Origin of the sequence: Nocardia sp. N2S4-5, assembly GCF_044628355.1 — a bacterium.
Taxonomy (GTDB): Bacteria; Actinomycetota; Actinomycetes; order Mycobacteriales; family Mycobacteriaceae; genus Nocardia; species Nocardia wallacei_B.
In genome coordinates this window covers 2,589,867-2,615,980 of sequence record NZ_JBIUPM010000001.1, presented here as the reverse complement: position 1 = coordinate 2,615,980, position 26,114 = coordinate 2,589,867, and the positions used below count along the sequence as shown (strand labels likewise).

Annotated in this window: 23 protein-coding genes; 12 read left to right on the top strand and 11 right to left on the bottom strand. The window is 70.3% G+C overall.

What is annotated here, in order from left to right; genetic code table 11:
* Nucleotides 1–2 precede the first annotated feature (2 nt).
* Nucleotides 3–1,493: a cobyrinate a,c-diamide synthase gene (locus ACFMRZ_RS11615; protein ID WP_400179156.1), complete on the top strand. Its 1,491-nt coding sequence runs from the start codon at nt 3–5 to the stop codon at nt 1,491–1,493.
* Between the two features lie 243 nt (nt 1,494–1,736).
* Nucleotides 1,737–2,096: a cobalamin biosynthesis protein gene (locus ACFMRZ_RS11610; RefSeq protein WP_400179155.1), complete on the top strand. Its 360-nt coding sequence runs from the start codon at nt 1,737–1,739 to the stop codon at nt 2,094–2,096.
* A 17-nt stretch (nt 2,097–2,113) separates the two neighbouring features.
* Here the strand turns inward: ACFMRZ_RS11610 and ACFMRZ_RS11605 are convergent, their stop codons facing one another.
* Genes ACFMRZ_RS11605 through ACFMRZ_RS11595 form a run of 3 tightly spaced genes read right to left on the bottom strand, consistent with a single transcriptional unit; the run spans nt 2,114 to nt 5,439 of the window.
* Nucleotides 2,114–3,145 (bottom strand): DUF2293 domain-containing protein, encoded by a 1,032-nt coding sequence (locus tag ACFMRZ_RS11605; RefSeq protein ID WP_400179154.1) that lies wholly within the window; start codon nt 3,143–3,145, stop codon nt 2,114–2,116.
* 17 nt (nt 3,146–3,162) lie between these two features.
* Nucleotides 3,163–4,266: a hypothetical protein gene (locus tag ACFMRZ_RS11600; RefSeq protein WP_400179153.1), complete on the bottom strand. Its 1,104-nt coding sequence runs from the start codon at nt 4,264–4,266 to the stop codon at nt 3,163–3,165.
* An 18-nt stretch (nt 4,267–4,284) separates the two neighbouring features.
* Complete coding sequence (locus ACFMRZ_RS11595) at nt 4,285–5,439, bottom strand: phosphotransferase family protein (protein ID WP_400179152.1); 1,155 nt, start codon at nt 5,437–5,439, stop codon at nt 4,285–4,287.
* 393 nt (nt 5,440–5,832) lie between these two features.
* Here ACFMRZ_RS11595 and ACFMRZ_RS11590 point away from each other — a divergent pair, with 393 nt between their 5' ends.
* A complete protein-coding gene (locus tag ACFMRZ_RS11590) occupies nt 5,833–7,170 on the top strand; it encodes a DoxX family protein (RefSeq protein WP_400179151.1) in 1,338 nt (445 codons plus the stop codon).
* On the opposite strand, the gene ACFMRZ_RS11585 is transcribed toward ACFMRZ_RS11590, so the two are convergent.
* A complete protein-coding gene (locus ACFMRZ_RS11585) occupies nt 7,171–8,136 on the bottom strand; it encodes a hypothetical protein (RefSeq protein WP_400179150.1) in 966 nt (321 codons plus the stop codon).
* Nucleotides 8,137–8,216: 80 nt separating this feature from the next.
* Between ACFMRZ_RS11585 and ACFMRZ_RS11580 the strand changes: the two genes are divergently transcribed.
* From ACFMRZ_RS11580 to ACFMRZ_RS11570, 3 genes are all read left to right on the top strand, one after another.
* Nucleotides 8,217–8,624: a PPOX class F420-dependent oxidoreductase gene (locus ACFMRZ_RS11580; RefSeq protein ID WP_400179149.1), complete on the top strand. Its 408-nt coding sequence runs from the start codon at nt 8,217–8,219 to the stop codon at nt 8,622–8,624.
* Between the two features lie 63 nt (nt 8,625–8,687).
* A complete protein-coding gene (gene cobA / locus ACFMRZ_RS11575; protein WP_280371412.1) occupies nt 8,688–9,947 on the top strand; it encodes a uroporphyrinogen-III C-methyltransferase in 1,260 nt (419 codons plus the stop codon).
* Between the two features lie 85 nt (nt 9,948–10,032).
* The gene (locus ACFMRZ_RS11570) at nt 10,033–11,523 is read left to right on the top strand and encodes an MFS transporter (protein WP_400179148.1); all 1,491 of its coding nucleotides are present in this window, start codon (nt 10,033–10,035) and stop codon (nt 11,521–11,523) included.
* Nucleotides 11,524–11,527: 4 nt separating this feature from the next.
* On the opposite strand, the gene ACFMRZ_RS11565 is transcribed toward ACFMRZ_RS11570, so the two are convergent.
* The 3 genes from ACFMRZ_RS11565 to ACFMRZ_RS11555 all read right to left on the bottom strand — a co-directional run bounded on the left by ACFMRZ_RS11565 (nt 11,528) and on the right by ACFMRZ_RS11555 (nt 15,423).
* Entirely contained in the window at nt 11,528–12,448 is a 921-nt protein-coding gene (locus tag ACFMRZ_RS11565; RefSeq protein WP_400179147.1) for an SMP-30/gluconolactonase/LRE family protein, read from the bottom strand.
* Between the two features lie 107 nt (nt 12,449–12,555).
* Nucleotides 12,556–13,920: an aspartate aminotransferase family protein gene (locus ACFMRZ_RS11560; RefSeq protein ID WP_400179146.1), complete on the bottom strand. Its 1,365-nt coding sequence runs from the start codon at nt 13,918–13,920 to the stop codon at nt 12,556–12,558.
* Nucleotides 13,921–13,932: 12 nt separating this feature from the next.
* Nucleotides 13,933–15,423 carry a CoA-acylating methylmalonate-semialdehyde dehydrogenase gene (locus ACFMRZ_RS11555; RefSeq protein ID WP_400179145.1) on the bottom strand — a complete coding sequence of 497 codons (1,491 nt, stop codon included), beginning with the start codon at nt 15,421–15,423 and terminating at the stop codon, nt 13,933–13,935.
* A 344-nt stretch (nt 15,424–15,767) separates the two neighbouring features.
* On the opposite strand from ACFMRZ_RS11555, the gene ACFMRZ_RS11550 reads away from it, so the two are divergent.
* From ACFMRZ_RS11550 to ACFMRZ_RS11540, 3 genes are all read left to right on the top strand, one after another.
* A complete protein-coding gene (locus ACFMRZ_RS11550; RefSeq protein WP_400182834.1) occupies nt 15,768–17,336 on the top strand; it encodes a PucR family transcriptional regulator in 1,569 nt (522 codons plus the stop codon).
* A gap of 82 nt (nt 17,337–17,418) precedes the next feature.
* Nucleotides 17,419–18,498 (top strand): dihydrodipicolinate reductase, encoded by a 1,080-nt coding sequence (locus tag ACFMRZ_RS11545; protein ID WP_400179144.1) that lies wholly within the window; start codon nt 17,419–17,421, stop codon nt 18,496–18,498.
* A complete protein-coding gene (locus tag ACFMRZ_RS11540) occupies nt 18,495–18,992 on the top strand; it encodes a carboxymuconolactone decarboxylase family protein (RefSeq protein WP_280371425.1) in 498 nt (165 codons plus the stop codon). The genes ACFMRZ_RS11545 and ACFMRZ_RS11540 overlap by 4 nt, the downstream gene beginning before the upstream one ends.
* On the opposite strand, the gene ACFMRZ_RS11535 is transcribed toward ACFMRZ_RS11540, so the two are convergent.
* Both ACFMRZ_RS11535 and yaaA read right to left on the bottom strand, forming a co-directional pair.
* Nucleotides 18,983–20,401 (bottom strand): three-helix bundle dimerization domain-containing protein, encoded by a 1,419-nt coding sequence (locus ACFMRZ_RS11535; protein WP_400179143.1) that lies wholly within the window; start codon nt 20,399–20,401, stop codon nt 18,983–18,985. The two genes, ACFMRZ_RS11540 and ACFMRZ_RS11535, sit on opposite strands and share 10 nt — an antisense overlap.
* 211 nt (nt 20,402–20,612) lie before the next feature.
* A complete protein-coding gene (yaaA, locus tag ACFMRZ_RS11530) occupies nt 20,613–21,356 on the bottom strand; it encodes a peroxide stress protein YaaA (protein WP_400179142.1) in 744 nt (247 codons plus the stop codon).
* A 33-nt stretch (nt 21,357–21,389) separates the two neighbouring features.
* Between yaaA and ACFMRZ_RS11525 the strand changes: the two genes are divergently transcribed.
* The gene (locus ACFMRZ_RS11525; RefSeq protein WP_400179141.1) at nt 21,390–23,147 is read left to right on the top strand and encodes a proline--tRNA ligase; all 1,758 of its coding nucleotides are present in this window, start codon (nt 21,390–21,392) and stop codon (nt 23,145–23,147) included.
* Here ACFMRZ_RS11525 and ACFMRZ_RS11520 read toward each other — a convergent pair.
* The gene (locus ACFMRZ_RS11520) at nt 23,144–23,578 is read right to left on the bottom strand and encodes a ferritin-like domain-containing protein (protein ID WP_400179140.1); all 435 of its coding nucleotides are present in this window, start codon (nt 23,576–23,578) and stop codon (nt 23,144–23,146) included. The two genes, ACFMRZ_RS11525 and ACFMRZ_RS11520, sit on opposite strands and share 4 nt — an antisense overlap.
* A 94-nt stretch (nt 23,579–23,672) precedes the next feature.
* A complete protein-coding gene (locus tag ACFMRZ_RS11515) occupies nt 23,673–24,137 on the bottom strand; it encodes a hypothetical protein (protein WP_400179139.1) in 465 nt (154 codons plus the stop codon).
* A gap of 298 nt (nt 24,138–24,435) precedes the next feature.
* Here ACFMRZ_RS11515 and rimP point away from each other — a divergent pair, with 298 nt between their 5' ends.
* Together rimP and nusA are read left to right on the top strand one after the other, a co-directional pair.
* A complete protein-coding gene (gene rimP / locus ACFMRZ_RS11510) occupies nt 24,436–25,041 on the top strand; it encodes a ribosome maturation factor RimP (RefSeq protein ID WP_400179138.1) in 606 nt (201 codons plus the stop codon).
* Complete coding sequence (gene nusA, locus ACFMRZ_RS11505; protein ID WP_400179137.1) at nt 25,038–26,066, top strand: transcription termination factor NusA; 1,029 nt, start codon at nt 25,038–25,040, stop codon at nt 26,064–26,066. Before rimP ends, nusA begins: the two co-directional genes overlap by 4 nt.
* The last annotated feature ends 48 nt before the right edge of the window (nt 26,067–26,114 follow it).

The window sequence follows — 26,114 nt, the reverse complement described above, 5'->3', positions numbered from 1 at the left end:
CGGTGAGCACTCCGGCTGTGGTGATCGCCGCGCCCGCCTCGGGGAGCGGAAAGACCACTCTCGCAACGGGTTTGATCGGTGCGCTGCGGCGCGTGGGGCATCGGGTGGCGCCGTTCAAGGTGGGGCCGGACTACATCGATCCCGGTTATCACGGACTCGCCGCGGGGCGGCCGGGGCGGAATTTGGATCCGGTGCTGGTCGGCGTGGACCGCGTGGTGCCCCTGTACCAGCACGGTGCCCGCGGCTGCGACCTCGCCGTGGTCGAGGGGGTGATGGGGCTGTTCGACGGACGCATCGATGACAACCATGCGGCGGCCGTCGCGGAAGGATCGACCGCGCAGGTGGCGGCGCTGCTCGGAGCCCCGGTGGTGCTGGTGGTCGACGCGCGCGGACACAGTCAGAGCCTCGCGGCGCTACTGCACGGATTCGCGACCTTCGACAGCGGGATCCGGCTCGGCGGAGTCATTCTCAACCGCGTCGGCAGCGAACGGCACGAGGAGGTCCTGCGCGCGGCCTGCGACCGGGTCGGCCTGCCGGTACTGGGCGCACTGCCTCGCATGGCCGAATTGTCGGTCCCCTCACGGCATCTGGGCCTGATCCCCGCCGTCGAACACGGCTCCGCCGCCCGAACCGCGGTCGACGCAATGACCGAACTCGTCGCCGCACACGTAGATCTGGCCGCACTGGCCGCACTGGCACGACTGGCCGCAATGCATGCGTCCGCCCCCGCATGGAACCCGGCCGACGAGGTCCGTTCCGCGGTCGACGGCGTGATCCCCTCACCTGGTGTGGGCGCGTCACCCGCTCCCGCGATCGCGGGCGAGCCCGAGCAAGTGGGGGGCGTGGTGGCGAGCAGTGCTTCTCGGTCGCCGGTCATTGCGTTGGCGGGGGGCGTGGCGTTCACCTTCGGGTACGCGGAGCACCGCGAGTTGCTGGAGGCCGCAGGGGCGACGGTAGTGGTGTTCGATCCTTTGCGTGATGAATTGCCCACCGGCACAGCCGGACTGGTGCTGCCAGGTGGGTTCCCGGAGGAGCATGCCGCCGCGCTGGCCGCCAACGAACCGCTGCTGACCGCGGTCGCCGCGGAGGCGCGGCGCGGGATGCCGATCCACGCCGAATGCGCCGGGCTGCTGTATTTGACGCGTTCGCTCGACGGTCACCGGATGGCCGGAGTAGTAGACGCCACAGCGGAATTCGGCTCCCGCCTCACCCTCGGCTACCGCGATGCTGTGGCCCTTGCCGATTCGCCGCTGTGGCCCGCCGGTATTCGCGTCCGCGGCCACGAATTCCACCGCACCCACCTCACCACCGCCGACACGGCCACCCCCGCATGGGCTTGGCGCGCACCCACCGGCGCCACCATCCGCGAGGGCACCCTCACCCACCGAGTCCACGCCTCCTACCTCCACACCCACCCCGCCGGAAACCCCGAAGCCACAACCCGTTTCGTCACCACAGCCGCCACCCACGCCACCCACCGCGCCGACGCATGAACCACCCTCCCGACGACGGCCGAGTCCGCCCACATCCACACGTGACCCTGCCCGCCCAGCGGCAACCGAATACGCACCGACCTGCCCGAACTCTCCATCGCACGTCGCCGCCACCCGCGCGATCGGCCGCAGCCGAATGGGTTCCGCGCTGGCGGGACTCCGTGCCACGGCATGTCGGAGGCGGGGCGGTCGGCCGCCGTATTGGCTTGTGCCGCATGTTTTTCGTGTCCGGACGGTGCTCTCGTGCCGGGGAATGAACTGGTGGTCGGGATCGGTTTTCGTCCGGATACCGATGCTGCGGTAATTCTTGCGGCCGTGCGGGAAGTGGTGGGGGACGGTGCGGTTTGGTGTTTGGCGACGGTTGAGCGGCGGGGTGGGGAGGCGGGGCTGATAGCTGCGGCGGGGAAACTCGGGGTGGGCATCGTAGCCTTTTCCGCGGAGCGGTTGGCGGCGGTCGAGGTGCCGAATCCGTTGTCTCGCACGGCGTCGGCTGTCGGGACTCCCAGTGTGGCCGAAGCCGCGGCCTTGTGTGCCGCCGTGGACGGAGTGCTGCTTGTCCCGAAACGGGTGGTACGCGGCGTTACGGTCGCGGTGGCCCGCTGAGCCTGCTGGCCCCGGCCTCAGCCTCGCCAGGACTCCAGGACGCTGTCGAGGGCCGGGCGGATTGTGGTGCGGGCGTCCATGCGGGGGACGCCGTCCATCAGTAGGCGGTCGTAGTCGGTGTCGCGGTGGCGGATGGAGGCAATGACGGCGAGGGTGATGGCCTCGGGGTCGAGGATTTGGGCGGCCGCGCTGCGGCCCACGCGGCCGCTGCCGCGGACCGCGGCGTGGGCGGCGATCTCCTGGGCGCGGGTGGCGGGGCAGCGGGGGAACAGGCGCAGGATTCCCGCTGCCATCCGGGCTTGGAATTCCACGTCCTGGGCGGCGCGCCGGATTCGGTCGCGTTCGCGGCGTCGTTCGCGCAGGTCCTCGTCGGCGAGGCACTGCTCCTCCGCGCGGGCGAGCGCGGCCTCCTCGACGAGGATGCCCTGGCGTTCGTACCGGCGGCGGCGCTTGTTGAAGCGCATCACGACCGCGGCCAGCGTGCTCTCCTTCTTCGCCCGCCGGCTCAGCGCCGCGTCCCCGGCGGGCAGGAACTCCAGATGGTCGAGGTCGGCGCAGGTCAGGCAGAGTGCACCGGCGGTGGACATGATCAGGTGCGGCCCGGTTTCGTCGCATTCGACGCAGGCCCACACCTCCTGCGCCTCGACCACCACCAGATCCGGCGCCTTGTTCTGCCGCCGCACCAGCTGTTCGCGGCGCGCGGGGCTGAGATCGCCGGAGAGCCAATGCATTCGGAACGCGGTGTCGTCGCCCTCGGCGAGGAATCGGAGCGGCTGCCGATCCCGGGCGCCCGACAGGTACGCGGTCTCGCTGGCGGTCAGGCCCCGGTCCCGCGCCCAGTCGCGCAGGATGTCCACCGCGTCACCGAGCCGTCGCGCGTCCACCGCCGCGAGCTCCTCCAGCGAATCGACCCGGCCCTGCCGCCACCGATCCACGTGACTCGATTGCACCCAGCCCACCCCGGTGAACACGTCGATCGCCGACACGTACCGCTGCCGGGCCAGCACCGCCTCCGCCGCCTCGACCACCCGCCGCCGCAGTTTCGCCACGTCGGTGAACACTAGGACTACGGCGCCACCGAGGTCCAGTCGGCGAAGCCGGTCGGGTCGTGGCGGCCCAGGCTCGCGTGCTCGAACAAGCCCCAGCCTTCGGCCCCGTTGCAGCGCGCCCGGGCGACATGATCGATCACACCCCACGGAATGCGCCCGGCGACGGCCGGATCGGTGAGATCGTAGGCGGCGCTCGCCGACCACCCCGCGCCCTTCCACTGGCCGTGCCCCCAATCCGGATCACCGCCGTACCCGCAGCCGATGTGCAACGCCATGAAGGTGTGCGGCGTGATCTCCACCTCGAGCGGTTTGCCGTCGGGCGCGGTCAGTTCCAGCCGCGCGGCGACGGGAATCCTGGTGCCGGAACGGTATTCGATGTGCACCCGCGGCCAGCCGAGCTGCTCGACCCGGCCGTCCGGCCAGATCCGGGTGGCGTCGTTGAGCGTGCGGAAGCCGTCCGGGTTCTCCTGCACGATCACCACGATCGCGAAATCGTCGAACCGCAGCGGTACATACAGCCACCAGAACCCGCCCGCCCCTTCGGCATTGGCGCGCCCGGCCGGTTCCGCCTCGCCGACGGGACGGATGCCCCACGAGCGGTCCCGCGTCCCGGTCCACACCCGCGGGTCGACGGCGATGTCCGTGCCGTCCACGCGGAGCGTCCCCGCCCACGAACCGACCTGCGCGAAACGCGACGCGTCGATGATCGGCCGACTGCCCGCGAGGATCAGATGCGGCTGCTCCTGCACGGCGGGGAAGGCGCCCGTCCAGGTGAGGTCGAAACCCAGATCGTCGTGCTCGCAGACGATCCGGAGCCGCCGCAACGGCTCCAGCACCTCGATGCGGTACCCGCCGACGCGCTGGTCCAGCCCGCGTTCGGCCAGCGCGTCGGAGAACCGCACCACGCGTTGCGTATCGCCTCGGCGCACGGCGGCATACGCGTCGACCACGCCCAGGTTCGGATACACGCCGAAACCCGTGACCAGCAACGTGCCGCCGTCGCGGTCGTGGGCGTTGAAGTAGCTGCGGTCGTAGAAGTTCCGATCGCTGCTCGCGACCCGGGCCAGTGACAGCGGGGTCTGATGGATGGGGTATTCGTCCAGTGGTACCGGCGCGGACATGCTCGCTCCTGTTCGAGGTCAATCCCAGTGGTAGGCGCCGGCGAGCAGGGCCTCCAGGCTCGGCCGGTGCATGACGTAGTCGTCGCGGTCGTCGGTGTCGGTGTCCTCGCCGAAATGGATCATCCGGCGCTTGATGCGGGCCATCACGATCCCGTGCCGCAGCGCGGCGTAGACCACGTACCAGTCCAGGTCGCGCACGATGTGCCCGGTGCGCTGCTCGTAGTGCCGCACCACGTCGTCGCGGCGCAGGTAGTCGGGCAGGCCGGGCTGGTCGAAGCGGACGGCGAGATCCTGGAAGAAGCGGTGGATGAAGATGATCCAGGCGATATTGATCTCGCGCGGCCCCAACGTGGCCATCTCCCAGTCCAGGACGGCGACCGGGTCGAATTCGCGATAGATGATGTTGCCCGGCCGGGCATCGCCCCAGTTGAGCACGTCCGGCCCCGGATCGGCGGGCCAGTTCTCCTCCAGCCAGTCGAACGTTCGCTCCAGCAGCGGAATGCGGTAGCCGTCGTCGGCCAGCGCCCAGCGGTACCAGGCGCGCTGGGCGTCGACGTGGCGGCGCAGCGCCGAACCCGGTCCGTCCAGCACGGGAAACTTCGCGGCCGGGTCGGGGATGGCATGGATCCGGGCGATGATGTCGACGGTGTTGCGGGTCAGTCGCAGCCGCTGTTCGGGCGTCGCGTCGAACAGCCAGCCGACGAACACGTACGGCGGATTGTCCTCGGGGATGCGCCCGTCCACCCGTCGCATCACGAAGAACGGCGCACCGAGTACGGAGTCGTCGGGCTCCAGCCAGCACAGCGGCGGCACCGGTACGTCGCTGTGCTCCGCCACGCCGGACATGACCGCGTACTGGGTGGCGAGATCGTAGGTCTCGAAGACCGGGAAGGACCCCTCCTCCGGGGCCATGCGCACCACGTACGAGCCGCTCCCGGCGCGGCCTTCCGCCTCCCATTCCGCGTCGAACAACACCGACGAACTCGACATGCCGCCGGCCTGCGGTCGGGACGCGCCGGTGATCCGCGGCGGGGAGTCGCAGCCCAGCCGCGCGCCCAGCCAGTCGGTGAGGCGGCCGGTGAGGTCGTCGAGGTCGCGGGCGCTGGTGGTCAGCTGCCGTCGCCGGCCGGGATCGGATTCGGGCTCGGCCGCCATGGCACGTCCTCCTGGCATGTGAAAACCATTGTGCACCAACGTCTTCCGCGCGGCTCCGGGTGAGCGGCGACGGGCGTGGTGGAAGAAATGTAACGCGTTCTACCCCGCCGTGGGTGCGGAATCCGGCGGCGAGATTCCCGCGCGTCCGGTGACCGGGACGGCCGATTGCCGCGCCGGTGCACGCGTACCCGGGTATCGGGCCGTACCCGCGACTCACCCGGAGGTCGGTCCGGCATGTCGATCCTCCGGGGGACGCGCGCGCGGCGATACCGCACGTAACCTGCGCTGAGGTCGGACCACGCGGCACGACTCCACTCACGGCACGGGTGTAAATCGGGGTCTTCCCCGAGGCGTGCGGCGGGGTGCGGCCCGTAGTTTCGATGAGCGATTCTTTCCGGAAAGGGGACGAGCGTGAGCGCAGTCGCGACAGCGGCCGAACCGGTGGCGGCGCAATCGGGGACCGAGGAGCCGCCGCGCACCGGGTGGCACCCGGCGACGCGGATCGCGTTCCGCTTCACCTTCTTGTACTTCGGGCTGTTCTGCCTGGTCTATCCGCAACCGATCTACGAGTTCGTGGGCTGGTTCGGCACCTGGCTGCCGGACGACGCGGTGCTGTGGCAGGCGCGTGTGCTGGAGCCGGTGCTGTCCTGGGTGGGCCGCACGGTCTTCGGCGCCGACGTGCGCCTGCACTTCAACGGCAGCGGCGATCAGGGCATCTTCTGGGTGCTGCTGTTCTGCCTGCTGGTGATCGCGGTGGTGGGCACACTGATCTGGACGTTGCTGGATCGCCGCCCGGAATACCGGCGGCTGTCGGGCTGGTTCCTGCTTTTCCTGCGGCTGTGCGTGGCCGGGCAGATGGTGAACTACGGTCTGGCCAAGGTGATTCCGACCCAGATGCCGGAGCCGGCGCTGTCGACGCTGCTGGAGCCCTATGGCAACCAGCCGCCGTTCGCCGTGCTGTGGAACCAGGTCGGGGTGTCGCCGGTGTACGAGATCCTGCTCGGCTCGGCGGAACTGCTGGCGGGCCTGCTGCTGTTCATCCCGCGCACCGCGGTGCTCGGCGCGATGCTCACGCTGGTCAGCATGGCGCAGGTGTTCCTGCTGAACATGACCTTCGGCGTGCCGGTGAAGATCCTGTCCGGGCATCTGCTGCTGATGAGCCTGGTGCTGCTGGCCCCCGAGGCGCGCCGGTTGACCGCGGCCCTGGTGCTGAACCGCGCGACCGGTCCGTCCACCACGCCGTATCCCTTCCGGACGGTCCGCTCCCGGCGGATCGCCGCGTGGGTGCAGGTAGCGCTCGGGATCTGGGTGACGGCCTCGGTCGCACATCTCACCTGGGGTTTCTGGCAGGAGAGCGGCCCGGATCGGCCGAAGCCGGCGCTGTACGGCATCTGGTCGGTGTCGGAGTTCACCCGGGACGGGCAGCCGGTCGCGCCGCTGCTCACCGACGAGAACCGGTGGCGCACAGTCGTGGTCGACTACCCCGGCATGATCAGCTACCAGCGCATGGACGGCGCCATGGTGACCGTGCCGGGAACGGTCGACGCCGCGACGCATCGCATGGAGATCACCGGCGGACCGCAGCAACCGGCCGCGCTCACCTTCGAACAGCCCGCCCCCGACCGGGCCGTGCTGACCGGCGAGCTGAGCGGGCACCCGGTGACCATCACACTGCAGCGCGTGGACCCCGACAGTTTCCCGTTGCGCAGCACGAAGTTCCGGTGGGTGCAGGACGCGCCCGCCGAATGATCAGCGTCCCGCCGCGCCGATCTGGTTGACCCAGTTGGGATTCGGCTGATAGAACTCGCCCGATCCGGGTGTGAAGGCGCCGAGCGCGTACGCGTCACCCCACAGCTGCGCCACCAGCCAGGCCGTGGGATATCCGAGATAGCCGAAGACGCCGGTGGTGCACGGCGCCGAGGCCCGGGCGCAGTCCGGCTGCCCCTGGACGTCGTTGTGGTTGGCGCGCACCAGCGTTCCCCACGCCTTGGTCACCGAGCCGGGCAGAGCGTCGTAGTAGGCGCGGTTCGACTGCAATCCCTCCGGTTGCCACGGTGGCTGGTTCGACGGCGAGATCAGCGCGTCGTCGGCGCCGTTGACGAACAGCACCGAACCGCCGCCGATCCTGCGGGTGTCGGCGCACCGGGTGGGGTCCTTGCAGAACGCCTGTGCCGGAAGTTCCACCGGGACAGCCGTTTTGATCAGGCCGCCGGAGTCGGCCAAGGCGTTGAGGACGCCGGTGGCCCCCTGCGAGTGACCCATCGCGCCGACCGCCGCGGTGTTCAGCCGATTGTGGAAGACGCTGGACGGATCGGCGGCGGCATCGATGAGATGCCGTGCCGCACTGGTGATATCGGCCCCGGTCCCGGTGTTGCGGTTCGCCGTGGCGACCACCACGAAACCCCAGGACGCCAGGTGTTCCAGTAGGTGCGCGTACTGGCTGGGCACGGCGTTGGTGCCGTTGCCCCAGGTGATGATCGGGTGCCGCATCCCGCCCGCGCCCAGATTCGCCGGATACCAGACGTCGAAGGGGGCGCCGGTGGAGTCGCAGCAGCCGACACCGGGCTGTGCGGTGACCGGCCACGGACCGTGCTGGGAGAACACCGTCTCCACCACGCCGACCGGCCGATACGGCGGATCGGCGTGCGCGACCGGCGCCGCGGCCAGGACGAACGCGGACAGGGCCACCAGGATCCGGAAGACGCCTCGTCGCATAACGGGAGCATAGAAGCAGACCGCCCGGGCCGCGCGGGACCCGCGGAATACGCGCGCGGCGTGCAGGGTTCGTTCCGAAGGTGACAGCCGAACTTTCCGACGAACTGAAGAAGCACCTCGACAACGAGAAGGTGTTCGCCACGATGGCCACGATCGGCCGCGACGGTCAGCCGCACCTGACCGTCAACTGGATCGAGCGCGACGGCGACGAACTGCTGTATTCCACGACGGTGTCGCGGCAGCAGTACAAGAACCTCGCCCGCGACCCCCGGATCACCGTCCTGATCAACCCGCCGGAGACGCCGTACCTGTACGCGCAGATCCGCGGCACGGTCACCATCACGGCGGACCCGGCGCGCGAAATGCCGGACCGGTTGTCGCTCAAGTACACCGGCAAGCCGTACGCCGAGTTCAACCCGGCCTCGGTCGAGGACGCCGACCGCGTGACCGTGCGCATCACGCCGACCAAGGTGCTCGGCCGCTTCTGAGCGCTTACCGGACGCAGTGGGCGATTGCCGGACTCATCGGCGCAGGCCGTAGGCTCGAACCTTGTGCCGAACACGCCAGCCGACCCGCATGCAGGAGACCCGAACTACTTGGTCGGGCTCGATCTCGCCGGCCGCCGCGTCGTCGTGGTGGGCGGCGGAACCGTCGCCCAGCGCAGGCTCGGGCTGCTCATCGCGTCCGGCGCCGACGTGCACGTGATCAGCCGCGCCGTCACGCCGGCCGTGGAGGGCATGGCGACCTCCGGGCAACTCACCCTGCACCTGCGCGACTACGCCGAGGGTGATCTCGAGGACGCCTGGTACGCCATCGCCTGCACCGACGAACCGGAGACCAACGCCGCGATCGTCGCCGAGGCCACCGCCCGTCGCGTCTTCTGCGTGCGCGCCGACGTCGCGCGGCTCGGGACCGCCGTCACTCCGGCCACCGCCCGCTACGACGGCATGACGCTCGGTGTGCTGGCGGGCGGCCAGCATCGCCGGTCGGCCGCCGTGCGGACGGCCCTGCTGGAGGCGTTGCAGTCCGGCGTCGTATCCGACGACGCCGCGCCGCCGACGCCCGGCGTCGCGCTGATCGGCGGCGGCCCGGGTGATCCGGATCTGATCACGGTGCGCGGGCGGCGGCTGCTGGCGCAGGCGAATCTCGTTGTGGCCGACCGGCTCGCGCCCCCGGAACTGCTCGCCGAACTCGGCCCCGACGTCGAGGTGGTCGACGCCGCGAAGATCCCGTACGGCCGCGCGATGGCCCAGGAGGCCATCAACACCACCCTCGTCGAGGGCGCCAAGTCCGGCAAGTTCGTGGTGCGGCTCAAGGGCGGCGACCCGTATGTGTTCGGCCGCGGCTACGAGGAATTGGAAGCCTGCGTGGCGGCCGGGGTGCCGGTCACCGTGGTTCCCGGCGTCACCAGCGCGATCTCCGTACCGGCACTGGCCGGGATCCCGGTGACCCACCGCGGCGTCACCCACGAATTCGTGGTGGTCAGCGGGCACATCGCCCCGGATCATCCGGATTCGCTGGTCGATTGGCCCGCGCTGGCCCGGTTGCGCGGCACCCTGGTGCTGCTGATGGCGGTGGAGCGCATCGAGCAGTTCGCCGACGCGCTGCTGGCGGGCGGCCGTCCCGCCGACACCCCGGTCACCGTCGTGCAGGAGGGCAGTCTGCGCACGCAGCGCGTCCTGCGCGCCGACCTCGCCACCGCCGCCGAACGGGTTCGCGCCGAAGGCATTCGCCCACCGGCCATCATCGTGATCGGCCCGACGGCGGGCTTCACGGCCGGTGTTCCGGATGCGGTCGCGGCCTCGTCGTGAGGTCCTACTGGTCAGTAGGGGTGCGCGCGGCAAGGGCGTGCACGGGCGGGGTTGGGGCGTCGAGTATCCGTTACAGTGACTCACTGTGCTCGATAACCCCGCCTCGACGACGAGATATCCGGTGACGACGCGGGCCTTCGGGTTGCCGATTCTGGTACTCAGCGGTCTGAACCTGATGGTGATCCTGGACGGCACCATCGTCATTCTGGCGCTGCCGCGACTCCAGGAGCAGATGGGCCTGTCGAGCGGCGGCAGCGCCTGGACGGTGACCGCCTACGGCTTGACCTTCGCGGGTCTGATGCTGCTCGGCGGACGGCTCGGTGATCTGTTCGGCCGCAAACGCGTCCTGGTGATCGGCGTCGTGATCTTCACGCTGGCCTCGCTGGCGTGCGGGCTGGCGCAGGACGAGGTCATGCTGATCGTGTCCCGCGCGGTGCAGGGTCTCGGCGGCGCCATCGCCGCGCCCTCGGCCATGGCGTTGGTGGTCAGTACGTACGCGCCCGGCCCGGTGCGCAACCAGGCCATCGCGATCTTCGGGTCGATGCAGGCGATCGGATCGGTCGGCGGTCTGGTGATCGGCGGTGCGCTGACCCAGCTGGATTGGCGGCTGGTGTTCCTGATCAATGTCCCGATCGGCGTGCTCATCGTGGTCGGCGCGCTGTTCGTGCTGCGGGATACGACGCATCAGCGTCTGGCACTGGATGTTCCGGGATCGGTGCTGGGCACCGCGGCGTGCGTCGCGGTCGTGTTCGGCGCCACCGAGGGCCCCGCGCTGGGCTGGGGCAGCCCGGTGATCCTCGGGTCCCTGCTCGGCGGCGTGGGGCTGCTGGTGGCGTTCGTCTTCGTCGAGCGGACCGCGGAGAATCCGGTGCTGCCGCTGTCGCTGTTCCGCGATCGTGATCGCGCGGCCACCTTCCTGGCTCTGCTGCTCGGCTCGGGCGTGCTGGCCGGGATGACCTACTTCGTCGCGCAGTTCCTGCAGAACGTCATCGGATACAGCCCGCTGGTCGCGGGTCTGGCGTCGATCCCGTTCACGCTCGGCGCGGGCGTGGGCACGGCGGTCGCTTCCAAGGCGGCCATGGCCGTCCGGCCGCGCTGGCTGCTGCTGACGTCGGCGATCGTGCTGGCGGCGGCCGGTGTCTACGGTTCGACCCTGGACGGCGGGGTGGAGTACGCGCCGACCTTGCTGATTCTGTTGCTGGGCGCGGGATTCGGTGTCGGTGTCGTGATCGTCGTGGCGCCGCTGTGCCTGCTGGTGGGCGTGCCCACGTCGGAGGTGGGCCCGCTGTCGGCCATCGGGCAGATGATCTTCAACCTGGGCACGCCGCTCGCCATCGGCATTCTGAGCCCGATCGCCGCCTCGCGCTCGTTGTCGCTGGGCGGCCGGACCGGCCGGGCCGCGAATATGACCGAGGCCGAGATTTCCGCGCTGAGCAGCGGTTACACCCTGGTGCTGCTCGTGTGCGGCATCGGCGCGGCGCTGGTCGGCGTGATCGCGCTGACCCTGCGCTACACGCCGCAGCAACTCGCCCAGGCACAGCACGCGCAAGAGGAAGCGCAGCAGTCCGGGACGTAGCGGATTACGCGGGCACTTCGGTAACCGCGATCGCCGGTTCCGTCAAACTCCCCAGGTACAGCGTGCCGTCGCGTTCGGCGACGCCGGTGACCATCGCGTACTCGTCGCCCGCGCGTTGCAGGTCGTGCACCAGGGCGCCGGTGAAGTCGAAGGCCTGCACCCAGGCCGTGCGGGCCGGTTTCGGCTGGAGTCCCGCCGGGATCGCCCATACCGCCTTCCGGAGGACGCCGGGGAGCGGAAGCAACTTGTCCAGCAACGGATTTCGCGGCGACACCAGCGTGACCCAGATCAGCCCGTCGCTGCCGAGGCCCATATTGTCGGGGAACCCGGGCAGGTTCTGGACCAGCTCGTCGGTGGTGCCCGCTTGCTCACCGGTCAGCCGGTAGCGGGTCACCCGGTAGGCGGCCGTCTCGGCGACCAGAACGCAGGAACCGTCGGGGGCCAGCACCACGCCGTTGGCGAATTGCAGTCCGTCGAGCAGGGTTTCGACCTGCCCGTCGGGGGTGCGCCGCAGCAGCCGACCGGTTCCGGAGTGCTCGAAGAAGTCGCCCATGTAGTTGTCGAGAGAGTAGCGGCGAGTCGACGCGGAGAAGTAGATCGTGCCGTCGTCGGCCGCGACGACATTGCTGGCGAAGGCGAGCGGCTGCCCGTCCACCTCGTCGACGAGTACCTCGATCTGCCCATGGGGTTTGTCCAGCCGCAGCAGTCCGCGTTCGGAGTCGCAGATCAGCAGCGTGCCGTCCGCTCCGGCGTGCAGGCCGAGGGGGCGGCCGCCGGTGTGGGCGATCTGCTCGACCGTGCCGTCCGTCGGGTCGACGGCCAGGATCGCGCCGTCGCCGATACCAGTGAGCACCCGGCCGTCCGAGGCCAGCACGACGTCCTCCGGCCCGGAGCCCGGTAGCGGCAGCACTCGCAGCGCGGGCATCGGTGGGACGCTGTGGGTTTCACGGGCACGCGGCGTCGCCGGAGGCGGGGTCCACCGTTCGGGCTGGAGGGGCATAGGCAAAAAGGTACTCGGTTCGCTCGCCTCGCCTACTCGGTGTGCTGATCGGCCAGCGCCAGGGCACCGTCGAGAATCGACAGGCCCTCCTTCGCCTCCGCCTCGCTGATCGTGCACGGCGGGACCACGTGCAGCCGGTTGAAGTTGACGAACAACAGCAGCCCGGCCGCGCGGCAGGCTGCCACCACTTCGGCCATGGCCGGGCTGGTGCCGCCGTAAGGGGCCAGCGGCTCGCGAGTCTCGCGGTCGCGCACCAGTTCCACAGCCCAGAACACGCCCAGTCCGCGTACCTCGCCGATGCTCGGATGGCGTTCGGCGAGATCGCGCAGACCCGGACCGAGCACGCGTTCCCCGATCCGGGCGGCGTTGTCGACTATGCCCTCCTCGGCCATGGCGGTGATGGTCGCGACCGCGGCGGCCGTCGCCAGCGGATGCCCGGAGTAGGTCAGCCCGCCCGGATAGACCCGGTCGTCGAAGGTGGCGGCGATCCGCGGGCTCAGCGCCACCCCGCCCAGCGGCACGTACCCGGAGTTCACGCCCTTGGCGAAGGTCATCAGGTCGGGAACGACGCCGAAGTGGTCGAGGGCGAACCACCGCCCGGTGCGGCCGAACCCGGACATCACCTCGTCGGCGATGAAGACGATCCCGTGCCGATCGCACAACTCGCGCACGCCGGCCAGGTAACCGGGCGGCGGCACCATGATTCCCGCTGTGCCCGGCACCGATTCGAGCACGACGGCCGCGATGGTGTCCGGCCCCTCCATGGCGATGGTCTGTTCGAGATGGGCCAGCGCCCGCTGCGATTCCTCGGCCTCGTCGCGGGCGTAGAACTGCGACCGGTACAGGAACGGCCCGAAGAAGTGCACCACGCCGCTGCTGCCGCGATCGTTGGGCCAGCGCCGGGGATCACCGGTGAGATTGACCGCGGTCTCGGTGCCGCCGTGGTAGGAACGGTAGCGCGACAACACCTTCGGACGCCCGGTGTGCAGACGCGCCATCCGCACGGCATGCTCGATCGCGTCGGCGCCACCATTGGTGAACAAGACGCGGTCCAGCTCGCCGGGTGTGCGCTCGGCGATCAGCCGGGCGGCCTCGGACCGGGCGGCGTTGGCGTGGTGCGGTGCGATCGTGCACAGCTTGGCGGCCTGTTCCTGCACGGCCGCAACGACTTTCGGGTTCTGGTGGCCGATGTTGGTGTTCACCATCTGCGAGGAGAAGTCCAGCAGCCGGTTGCCGTCGCCGTCCCACACGTAGCTACCCTGCGCGGCGGTGATCGTGAGCGGTGACAGCGTCCGCTGCGCCGACCACGAGTGGAACACGTGGCGGCGGTCCAGCTCGTAGGCGCGGTCCGCCTCGGCGCGGGCGGCGTCGAGGCTCAGGCCGTTGGGCAGTGTCATGCCGTGCCTCCGTCAATCGTTCTGGGGGAAACCGAGATTCAGCCCGCCGTGGCTGGGGTCGAGCCAGCGGGTGGTGACCGCCTTGGTCCGGGTGTAGAAGTGCACGCCGTCGATGCCGTGCGCGTGCGAGTCGCCGAACAGCGACGACTTCCAGCCACCGAAACTGTAGTAGGCCATCGGAACCGGAATCGGCACATTGATGCCGACCATGCCCACCTCCACCTCGGTGTGGAAGCGCCGCGCCGCGCCGCCGTCGTTGGTGAAGATGGCGGTGCCGTTGCCGTAGGGATTGGCGTTGATCAGCGCCAGCGCCTCCTCGTAGCTGGTGGCCCGCACCACCGACAGCACCGGGCCGAAGATCTCGTCGGTGTACACGCTCATCTCGGGGCGCACGTGGTCGAGAATCGTCGGGCCGAGCCAGAATCCGTCGGCCGCGCCGTCCGGCTCGACGCCGCGCCCGTCGAGCACCACGCGCGCGCCCTCGGCCTCGCCCTTCGCCACGTATCCGGCGACCCGGTCGCGGTGTTCGCGGGTCACCAGCGGACCCATGTCGGTGCCGCGGGTGCCGTCACCGGTGCGGATAGTGTTGGCGCGCTCGGTGATTCGGGACACCAGGGCGTCGGCGACCTCGCCCACCGCCACCACCACGCTGATCGCCATGCAGCGCTCGCCCGCTGAGCCGAAGCTGGCGTTGACGGCGGCGTCCGCGGCGAGATCCAGGTCGGCGTCCGGCAGCACGACCATGTGGTTCTTGGCTCCGCCCAGGGCCTGTACCCGCTTACCGGCGGCGGTGCCGCGCTCGTACACGTACCGGGCGATCGGGGTGGAGCCGACGAACGACACCGCCTTGATGTCCGGGTCGTCCAGCAGCCCGTCGACGGCGGCCTTGGCGCCCTGCACCACGTTGAACACCCCGTCCGGGAGCCCGGCCTCGGTCCACAGCCGCGCCAGCCACAGTGACGCCGACGGATCCTTCTCGCTCGGCTTGAGCACCACCGTGTTCCCCGCCGCGATCGCGACCGGGAAGAACCACATCGGCACCATCGCGGGGAAGTTGAACGGGGAGATGACCGCCACCGGGCCCAGTGGCTGCCGGATCGAGAAGATGTCCACCTTGGTCGAGGCGTTCTCGGTGAAGCCGCCCTTGAGCAGATGCGGTATGCCACAGGCGAACTCGACCACCTCGAGTCCCCGCGTGACCTCCCCGAGCGCGTCCGAGGTGACCTTGCCGTGCTCGGCGGTGATCAGTGCGGCCAGTTCCTCGCGGCGCTCGTTGAGCAGCTCGCGGAACCGGAACAGGATCTGCGTGCGCCGGGTCAGCGAGGTGTCCCGCCAGCCCGGAAACGCCGCCGCCGCGGCCGCTACCGCCACCCGCACGTCGGCGGCATCGGCGAGGGCGACCCGCCCGGTGACGACACCGGTGGCCGGGTTGGTCACCGGCGCGGTCGCGGGGCTCGTGCCGTCGAACGGCTTGCCGTCGATCCAGTGGGCGATGGTCTGCATGACGCTCCTCGAGTTCCGTCTCCGGCCGCCGGATTCTCGCTCCGTGACCGACATCGTCGTGCCCTCGCACCGTACGGCCACGGCGGGCAGGCCGCGACGCGTTCGTGCGATCGCTTCCCTGCAAAAGGCGCTTGCAGCGCCGCGTGGTGTGTCGGCCGGGCGTGGTTGCCGCTTGCTCGTGCCTGGTGCGGGTGTTGTTCGGCCCACGGGCAGTGCGGGGACGCCGTTGTCCCTGGCATTACTCTCCCTTCCGCATGGCGGTCTGGCATCCGGCGATATGTCGGATCCTCGGTCGAATGATTTACGATTCGTCGGTGCTTCCGACCGTCGCTGACATTCTCGACATGCCGGTGGTGCGCGCCGGGCGGCCGGAGGTGATCGGTGGGGGCGCTGCCATGCATCGCCCGGTGCGGTGGGTGCATGTGAGTGAGCTGGCGGAGGTGGCGGGGCTGCTGGCCGGGCGGGAGCTGGTGCTCACCACCGGGCAGCCGCTGGCCGAGGGCGCGGATGCCGCTGTGGCGTACTTGGAATCGCTTGCGGCAGTGGGAGTCTCGGGGCTGGTCGTAGAACTCGGCGGCACGGTCGGGGAACTGGCGCCTCCGGTCGCCGCCACCGCCGACCGGCTGGAGCTGCCGGTGATCGCGCTGCATCGGGTCACCCGCTTCGTCGAGGTCACCGAGGCGGTGCACCGGGTGATCGTGGCCGACCAGTACGCCGAGCTGGAGTTCGCGCACTCGGTGCACGAGACCTTCACCGCGCTGAGCGTGCGCCGCGCATCGCTCGCGGAGATCGTGAATACCGCCGCCGACCTGCTGGACGCCTCGGTGGTCCTGGAGGATCTGGCGCATCGGGTACTGGCCTCGAGCGCCCGGCACGCCACCACCGCGGCACTGCTCGATGACTGGGAAACCACCTCTCGCCTGCTCGCCGAGGACTGGACCGTCGTTCCTGTCGGTCCGCACACGCAGCGCTGGGGCCGGCTCATCCTGCGCTCCCGGCACACCTCGCCCACGCGGGCCCGTCTGGTCCTCGAGCGCGCCGCGCAGACCCTCGCCCTGCATCGGATGATCGAGCGGGACCGCTTCGGACTGCACCGGCAGGCGCAGACCGGACTCCTCGAGGATATGGTCAGCGGCCGGCTCGGTGACGAACGCGAGGCGGTGGCACGCGCCGCGGCGCTCGGGCTGGCCCGTCGCGCCCGCTACGTTCCGGTCGCCATTCGCAGTGCGGCGCTTGCCGAATCGGATCCCGTCGCGCGGCAGCGGCGCGGCGCCGCGCTGCTGGAAGCGGTCGGGCACGGGCTGAGTCTCACCAAGGCGACCGCGCTGGCGACCGCCGACGACCAGCAGGTGACGCTCGTGCTGGCCGTCGGCCGCACCGCCGACCTCGACGCGCGCCTGGCGGAGGTGTGTACCGCGGTGACCGCCGAGGTTCGCCGGGTCGAGGGTGTGCGGCGCGTGGCCGCCGGAGTCGGCGCGGACTCCGAGTCGCTCCTGGACGCCGCCCGCGAACTGGCCCACGCCGGACACGTGGCCGAGGTGGCGCTGTCGCTGCGCCCGGCCGTGCCGCGGGCGTTCTACCGGGCCGGCGACGTCCGGCTGCGCGGACTGCTGTCGCTGCTGCGCCACGAACCCGGCGTGCAGAACTTCGCCGAGACCGAACTGGGCGCCCTGCTCCGGCACGACCTCCGCCACCGCGGCGACCTCACCCCGCTCCTACGGCAATTCCTCGACCTGGCGGGCAACAAGACCGAATTGGCCCGCCGCACGAACATCAGCCGCCCCACCCTCTACGACCGCCTCGCTCGCATAGAACGCATCCTCGGTGTCGACCTGGACGACGGCGAGGCGCGCACCTCCCTCCACGCCGCCCTCCTCATCCGCGATCTGGTCACCCACACCGACGGAACGTGAAGCCCCGGCGAAACACGGGGCAGCGGAAATCGGGCACGCCAACTCCGGGACGCCCCGACCAAGCGCTTGCTACGCTCGCTCGATGATCCCCACGATCGTCTGGGGCACGGGCAATGTCGGCCGTGCCGCCGTGCGGGCGGTGACCGCCCATCCGGCCCTCGAGCTGTGCGGTGTGCTCGTCCACAACCCCGACAAGGCCGGGCGCGACGCCGGTGACCTCGCGGGCCTCGACTGCCCGCTGGGCATCGCGGCCACCCTCGACATCGATGCGGCGCTGGCGACACGGCCGCGTGCGGTGGTCTACGCCGCCTCCGGCGATATCCGTCCCGACGACGCCCTCGCCGACATCGTCCGGGCCATTCGTGCGGGCGCCGTGGTCGTGACTCCCGCGCTGTACGCGTTCTACGACCACCGCAGCGCCCCGCCGGAAGCACGTGAGCAGGTGCTGGCTGCCATCGCGGACGGCGGTGGCTCGCTGTTCGTCTCCGGCGTCGACCCGGGCTGGGGCAACGATGTGCTGCCGCTGCTGGTCGCGGGCCTGGGCAGCGAGGTCGAGACGATTCGCTGCCAGGAGATCTTCGACTACACCACCTACGATCAGCCCGACTCGGTCCGCTATCTGGTCGGCATGGGCCAGCCCATGGACTACCAGCCCCCGATGCTGGCGCCGGGCGTGCCGACCATGGTGTGGGGCGGGCAGATTCGCCTGCTCGCCCGCGCGCTGGGCGCCGAACTCGACGAGATCCGCGAGACCCTGGATCGCCGTCCGCTGGAGTCGACCGTGCACACCGAGCGCATGGGCGCGTTCGAGGCGGGCACCCAGGGCGCGGTGCGGTTCGAGGTGCAAGGCCTCGTCGGCGGCGCACCGCGCCTGATCATCGAGCACGTCACCCGCATCCACCCGGCCTGCGCGCCGGACTGGCCCACACCCCCGAGCGGCGACGGCGCCCACCGGGTGATCGTGGCGGGCCGTCCGCGCATCGAGGTGACCGTCGAGGCCACCGACGAGGACGGCAACCGCTCGGCCGGCGGCAATGCCACCGCGGTCGGCCGCCTGGTCGGCGCGATCGACTGGCTCGCCGCCGCCGAACCCGGACTGTACGACGCGCTCGACGTGCCGCTGCGCCCGGCGGCGGGGCTGCTCGGAAGGAGACACCCGTGATCATCGACGTGCCCGAGGGCCGCGACCCCATCGAATACGTGTGGGGCGAGCTGGTGCCCGGAATCGGCCCGGCCGCTTCGCAATTCGCGCTGGCCGTCTATTCGCACAGTACGCTGGGGCTGCGCGAGTTCGAGGCCGCCCGGCTGCGCATCGCCCAGCTCAACGGCTGCCTGTTCTGCCAGGACTGGCGCACCGAGCGCGACGGCGTGCGGGTCGAACCGGAGTTCGCCGACGCCGTCACCGACTGGCGCACAACGGATCTGTTCGACGAACGCACCAGACTCGCCGCCGAGTACGCCGAACGCTACGCCCTCGACCACCACAACCTCGACGACGAGTTCTGGTCGCGCATGCTGTCCCACTACACCCAGCGCGAGGCCGTCGAACTCACCATGTGCCTGGGCTCGTGGCTCGGTTTCGGCCGCCTCAACCACGTGTTCGGCCTGGACGCGGTGTGCGTGCTACCGAGTCACCTGAACAGCGGTCAGTTGTAGGACTCCGCGATGCCGTCGAGCAGATGCTCGAGGGTGTCGTAGGCGGGGGTGTCGACCACGTCGACCACATTGCTCGCCACCGGAACCTGATGATCGGCAACGACTTTCGCGAACTGTGCGCCGTCGTTGGGCCGGAACCCGTGCTCGGCGGCCAGACGCTGCAACTCGGGATCGGTCGACAGCAGGCGGCCGATGCGGTCACCGTCGGACGTCAGCGGGACCAGGGTGTGCCGGGACAGCACCGTCGGCGACGGGTACAGCAGGGTCATGTCCGGCCGCAGGCGGCCCTGCACGCCCGCCTCCACGAACTGCGCCTCGTAACTCCACACCATCGGCGTGGGACCCATTCCCGCCGAAAGGTATTCGGCGAAGGGGCCTTCGCTGGAGCTGTCGGTGAAGCCCTGCCGGGTGAACAGCCGCGACACCTTGGACACCACGAATTCCTCGGCGGTGCGGCCGCGCACGATCGAGTTGTCGTTGGCGACGTAGGCCGCCGCGGCCAGGTACATCGCCGCCGAGTTGGAGGTGCGGGGGTCGGTGGTGGAGATCAGCAGGCTCTTGCGCACCGGGTATTCGGTATTGCCCGGCAACTGATCCCACTGTGTGCCGCGCTGCGTGAGGTCCAGGTAGCGGTTCATGTCGAAGGTGGGCACCGGGCCGGGCCGCACCACCCCGGCGCGGGTCAGCAGGTCGGCGATCGGCCGGAAGGTCGCGATCGTCATCGGAGACGAGAAGGGGGTGTATTGGGCGGTCGTATTGCGCTGGCGCAGAATGCGTTCCGCCGCGGGCCCGCTCGACGGGAAGGCGAAGTCGTAGTTGCCGAGGTTTACCGTGGTGGCGATCTGACGGGATCCGGCACGGTCCACCTCGACCCGTAGGCCGTTGCGAGCCAGCACATCGACGACATGCGGGTCGGTGAAGAACGCCGCCTTCTCCGAACCCACCACGCCACTCACCGTCGTCAGCGACGTGGTGGCGGCGACGGGAGCGTCGGTGGACGAACCGCCGAGCCCCACCGCGGCCGCGACGGCCACCACGACCGCCAGCGCACCGACCGGCAGCGCCAGGCGCCGGCCGGTCCACGGCGGCGGCAGCAGAGTTCGCACGCCGGACCGGCCGCTCTCCGTGGCGGGCGGCTCGCCCGGCCGTGAAAGCTCTCCGGCCGCAGCGGTTTCCGCCGAAATCTCCGGCGGGTTCTCCAGATCGCGCCGGGCCATGCGTTCCACCAGAATCGGCACGAAATCCCGCACCGATGTCCCGTCGAACCGGCTTCTGGCCGCGCCGACCGCGCTTTCCACCCGTTCCTGGGAATGGCTGCCGGTATAGGTTTCGACTAGACGATTCGTCAGCTCGCGCAGCGCTTTTTCTTCACGGGCGGCCTTGTCATCAGGGGCGGAACGGACACCCACGCCAAGCTCCTCGGCATCGCAGCGAAAATGTGTGCGCGGTTCGCGCGGCACCGACCTTACGTGACGGCTCCGGACATTCCCAAGCGCGACAATAGTTTACGGGCTCTTGCCGCGGGAATGTCCGAGCGCCAGGTGATTTCGTCACTTGATATTCGAATTCAGGTCGGGTGTAGTTCTTTCCGAATTCGATGAACAGACACCGAGAATTAACTCAGGTGAGTACGAGAAGTTCGGCGGACGACGCGATTTCGACGCGCAGCCCCGCCTTCTCGGCGACCCGGGCCAGGCCCCGGATATCGGCGGGTTCGCCGCGCGCGCATACCAGCGCCCGCGCCAGCAGACCCTTGTGATGCTTGTTGAAATGACTGACCACCGTGCGGGTGCCGTCCGGGCGCTCGGTGAGCACGGTCGCTGTGACCGCGCCGGGGATGCGGCCCAGCTGCTGATAGGTGCCCGAGCGCAGGTCCACCACCAGCTGCCCGGCGGTCTCCGCGCGCAGCGCCGGGGCCAGCACCGGCTTCCACAGCGATGAGAGTGTGGGCAGCCCAGGCAATTTCGAGCCGCCCGACAGTCGATACGCGGGAATCGGGTCGGTGGCGCGCACCACCCCGAACAGCGCCGACCCGATCGCCAGCCGCGCCTCGGCCTTCGCGCGCTGTGCCTTGGTGAACGACCGGGCGTCGAGCGCGTCGTAGAGGACGCCGGTGTAGCGCTCCAGCGCCGGGTGGGTGGCGGAGGTGCGCAGGGCGGCGTTGCGGGCGATCTCCGCGTCGGCGCCCTTGCCGAGCGCCAGCGCCTTGCGCGCCGCCCCGGGATCCGCCGACAGTTCCACCAATTCGGTGACCAGCTTGTCGCGTACCGCGGTGAGCTGCGGCAACGACAGCGCGTCGAGGTCCAGCGGACCGAGCGCGCCACCGTCGGACTTGGTTTCGGAGGGAGGCAGGATCACCAGCACGAGCGGAAACGGTACCGGCTACGCTGTGCACCCGTGATCACCCGCCTCTCCCACCTGTTCCTGCGCACCCTGCGCGACGATCCCGCCGACGCCGAGGTGCCCAGCCACAAGCTGCTGGTCCGTGCCGGGTACGTCCGCCGCATCGCGCCGGGCGTCTACTCCTGGCTGCCGCTGGGTCTGAAGGTGCTGCGCAAGGTCGAGAACGTGGTGCGCGAGGAGATGAACGCCATCGGCGCCCAGGAGATCTCGCTGCCGGCGCTGCTGCCGCGCGAACCCTACGAGACCACCAACCGGTGGACCGAGTACGGCGACGGCCTGTTCCGGTTGCAGGACCGCAAGCAGGCGGACTACCTGCTCGGCCCCACCCACGAGGAACTCTTCGCGCTCACCGTGAAGGGTGAGTACAACTCGTACAAGGATCTGCCGGTCACCCTCTACCAGATCCAGACCAAGTACCGCGACGAGGAGCGGCCGCGGGCCGGCATCCTGCGCGGGCGCGAGTTCGTCATGAAGGACTCGTACTCCTTCGATCTGGACGAGGCGGGGCTGGCGGCCAGCTATCAGGCGCACCGCGACGCCTATCGGCGCATCTTCGAGCGGCTCGGGGTCGACTATGTGATCGTCGCGGCGACGTCGGGCGCCATGGGCGGCAGCGCGTCGGAGGAGTTCCTGGCCGACAGCGCGGTCGGCGAGGACACCTACGTCGTATGCCGCGAATCCGGGTACGCCGCCAATGTCGAGGCCGTGGTCACGCCCGCGCCGCCGGAGATCCCGATCGAGGGACAGCCCGCGGCCGAAATACACGACACGCCGGGCACACCCACCATCGCCACACTCGTCGAGTGGGCGAACTCCGCGGGAATCGGTGAGCGGCTGGGCCGTCCGGTGACCGCCGCCGACACCCTCAAGAACGTGATGGTGAAGCTGCGCCACCCCGACGGCAAGACCGAGATCCTCGGTATCGGTGTCCCGGGCGACCGCGAGGTCGACGACAAGCGACTGGGCGCGGCGCTCGAGCCCGCCGAGGTGGACCTGCTCGGCGAGGCGGACTTCGCGGCGAACCCGTTCCTGGTCAAGGGTTATATCGGCCCGAAGGCGCTGCAGGCCAACGGGGTTCGTTACGTGGTCGATCCGCGAGTGGTGTCCGGCACGTCCTGGATCACCGGCGCCGACGCTCCCGGCAAGCACGTGGTGGGCCTGGTCGCCGGGCGCGACTTCACGCCCGACGGCACGATCGAGGCCGCCGAGGTCCGCGACGGCGATCCGTCACCGGACGGGCAGGGCGTGCTGCGCGCCGCGCGCGGCATCGAGATCGGCCATATCTTCCAGCTCGGCTACAAGTACACCGACGCGTTCGAGGTCGACGTGCTCGGTGAGAACGGCAAGCCGGTGCGCCTGGTCATGGGCTCCTACGGCATCGGCGTCTCGCGCATGGTCGCGGTGCTCGCCGAACAGCTGCACGACGAGAAGGGCCTGCGCTGGCCGCGCGAGGTCGCGCCGTTCCAGGTGCACGTCGTCATCGCCAACAAGGACGAGGGCGCTCGCGCGGGCGCCGAACAGGTCGCCGCCGAACTCGACGCCGCGGGCCTGGAAGTCCTGCTCGACGACCGCACCGCCTCCCCGGGCGTGAAGTTCAAGGATGCCGAACTCCTCGGCATGCCCCTGGTCCTGGTCGTCGGCCGCGGCTGGGCCGACGGCAAGGTCGAACTCCGCGACCGCTTCGCCGGAACCGCCGCGGAGGTCCCCGCTGCCGACGCGGTGCCCGCGGTCCTGGCCTTGGCGCGCGCCTAGGGCTTGCCGGGGAAGGCTGTCGTGGGCGGGTTCGTGCCCAGGATGGTCTGCCAGGTGGTGAGGCGGAGGGCGCATTCGGTGAGGGCGTCGGCGCCGGTGCGGCGGATGTCGGGGGAGCCGGCGCGTTCCACCACCGATCGCCAGGCGACGGCCGTCTCGGATTCCACGGTGACCGCCAGCTTCGCGGCGGGGATCGGATCGTTCACGGGGAACGGGGGCGGATAGGCCGCGGCGGGAGCCGGGACGGTCGCGCCGAGCGACTTCAAGATGTCCGCGGTCGCGTCGCGCCGCGCACGATGGGCCGCGGTGAATTCGGCGACCACCTGATTGCGCTCCGCCGCGGCATAGGCGGCGATCACCCCGTAGGCGTACACCGCCGCGTACTCGGCACTCAGCGCGTCGGTGAGCGCCTGCTGATCCTGACCACTCATGCCACGTCCTCCGTGCTCACCTTGCGCTGCACTGTGCGACCGCTCGAGCCGCACTCTCGGGTTACCTCGCGCCGCTGCCTCCGGTCCGGACGGTTCATGCGAGCAGCACCCCCGTGTGCGTGGCGCAGCAGGCGCCGATGGACGCCAGTAGCCCGGCGCGATAACCGGATTGGCTCGCCGCCAGGTCGGCGGCCGAGCGCTGGGAGCGGGCGAGCTGCTCACGCAGGGCCGCGACGGTCGGGGGCGGGACGGGCGCGGGCGGCGGGGGCACTGCCGGGCTGGCCGACTTCGGTTTGGTGCCGTCGCCGTACACCCCGATCGCCCGGTCGATCTCGGCGCGCAGCGCGTCCGCGTGCTCGGTGCGCTGGGCGGCGATCACCGTCAGCGCGGCCGTGCGTTCGGGCGCCACGGCCACCGCCGCCTGTGCCCACACCGCGTCGGTCCGCGCCGATTGTTCCTGTGCCACAAGCACATCCGGTTGCAGCGGCGCGTCCTCGGCGCAGGCCGCGGCGCCGAGTGCGGCCGTGGCGAGAGCGCCGCCGCCCGCCATCCGCAACATCGAACGACGGTTCAACGCAAGGGGGTTCATCGCTGAGGTGTGGGTGCTCGGCACGCCTACATCGTGCCAGCCATTGTCGCGACCGAATTGCCGAGGGCCGCCGACACGCCCCGGGCGGTCGGCACGCCACGGATACCTGCGCGAAACTCGAGAAGGTTGGCTGGTCCTTTACACTCTTGCAGCGCGTTACGCTGGAACTGCGGCGGAGAATTTCGCCGCCGATGCGCGCTGACCATGCTCGACCAGGACCTATACCGACAACTCCACCGCGACACAACTGAACCAGGAGCCGCTCCACATGCCGATGCCGACCGAGGAAAGGGTGAGCCAGCTCGTAGCTGGACCCGTCGAGCGCCGAGGATTCGACCTCGAGGGCGTGTCGATCGTGGCCACCGGTCAGGCGCGGGTGACGGTGACCGTGGACGGCGACGAGGCCCTCGACCTGGACACCGTCGCGGAATTGAGTTCGGAGATCTCCGAGCTGCTCGACACGGCCGGCGATTTCGGTGAGACCCAGTATCTGCTGGAGGTCACCTCGCCCGGCGTCGACCGCCCGCTCACCGCGCCCCGTCATTGGCGCCGCGCCCGCGGCCGCAAGGTCCGGGTGACCATGCGCCCGGGTGTGCCGGGCCCGTGGAACGAGAACAGATTCGACGCGCGGGTGGGCGCGTCCACCGATTCCGAGGTGGCGCTGGTACTCGGCGGAAAACGAAAACCGCATCGCGTCACCGTGCCCCTCGCGGATATCGCCGAGGCCGTCGTCCAGGTGGAATTCTCCGCCCCCGGCGCGGCGGAACTGGAATTGGCGGGAGGAGTGGTGCCGGGTCGTCCCGAACCGGGCACTGGGACAGAAGACCAGGGAGCACTCCACTCAGTAGCGTCGACCGAAGGGATCGTGGAATGAACATCGAAATCGAAGCCCTGCGAGCGATCGTCGCCGACAAGGGGATCTCGATGGAGACGGTGATCTCCGCGATCGAGTCCGCGCTGCTGACCGCGTACCGGCACACCGAGGGCCATCAGCCCAACGCCCGCATCGACATCAACCAAAAGACGGGCGTGGTGCGCGTGCTGGCCCGCGAGGTCGACGACGACGGCAACACCATCTCCGAATGGGACGACACCCCTGAGGGTTTCGGCCGCATCGCCGCGACCACCGCCCGCCAGGTGGTGCTGCAGCGGCTGCGCGACGCCGAGAACGAGAAGTCGTTCGGCGAGTTCTCGACTCACGAGGGCGACATCGTCGGCGGCGTGGTGCAGCGCGACGCCCGCATGAACGCCCGCGGCACCATCGTGGTGCGCATCGGCAGCGAGGCGACCGGCGCGGAGGGCCTGATCCCGCCCGCCGAGCAGGTTCCCGGCGAGACCTACGAGCACGGTGACCGCATCAAGTGCTACGTCTACGCCGTGTCCCGCGGCCCGCGCGGCCCGCAGATCAACCTCTCGCGCTCGCATCCGAATCTGGTGCGCCGGTTGTTCGCCCTGGAGGTGCCCGAGATCGCCGACGGCTCGGTGGAGATCGTCGCGGTGGCCCGCGAGGCCGGGCACCGCTCCAAGATCGCGGTGCGCACCAACGTCCCCGGCGTCAACGCCAAGGGCGCCTGCATCGGCCCGATGGGTCAGCGCGTGCGCAACGTGATGAGCGAGCTGGCGGGGGAGAAGATCGACATCATCGACTACGCCGACGATCCGGCCACCTTCGTCGGGAATGCGTTGAGCCCCTCGAAGGTTGTGTCCGTGGCGATCGTGGACCCGGAGGCGCGTGCGGCGCGCGTCGTGGTCCCCGACTTCCAGCTCTCGCTGGCGATCGGCAAGGAAGGCCAGAACGCCCGCCTGGCGGCCCGCCTCACCGGCTGGCGCATCGACATCCGCAGCGACGCCGCACCCGACGTGACGGGCTCGGTCCGGACGGAGGCGCCGCACAGCTGAGACCCGGCGCCGACGGGCCGGAACGGCCCGTCAGCAGCCGGAACGGCG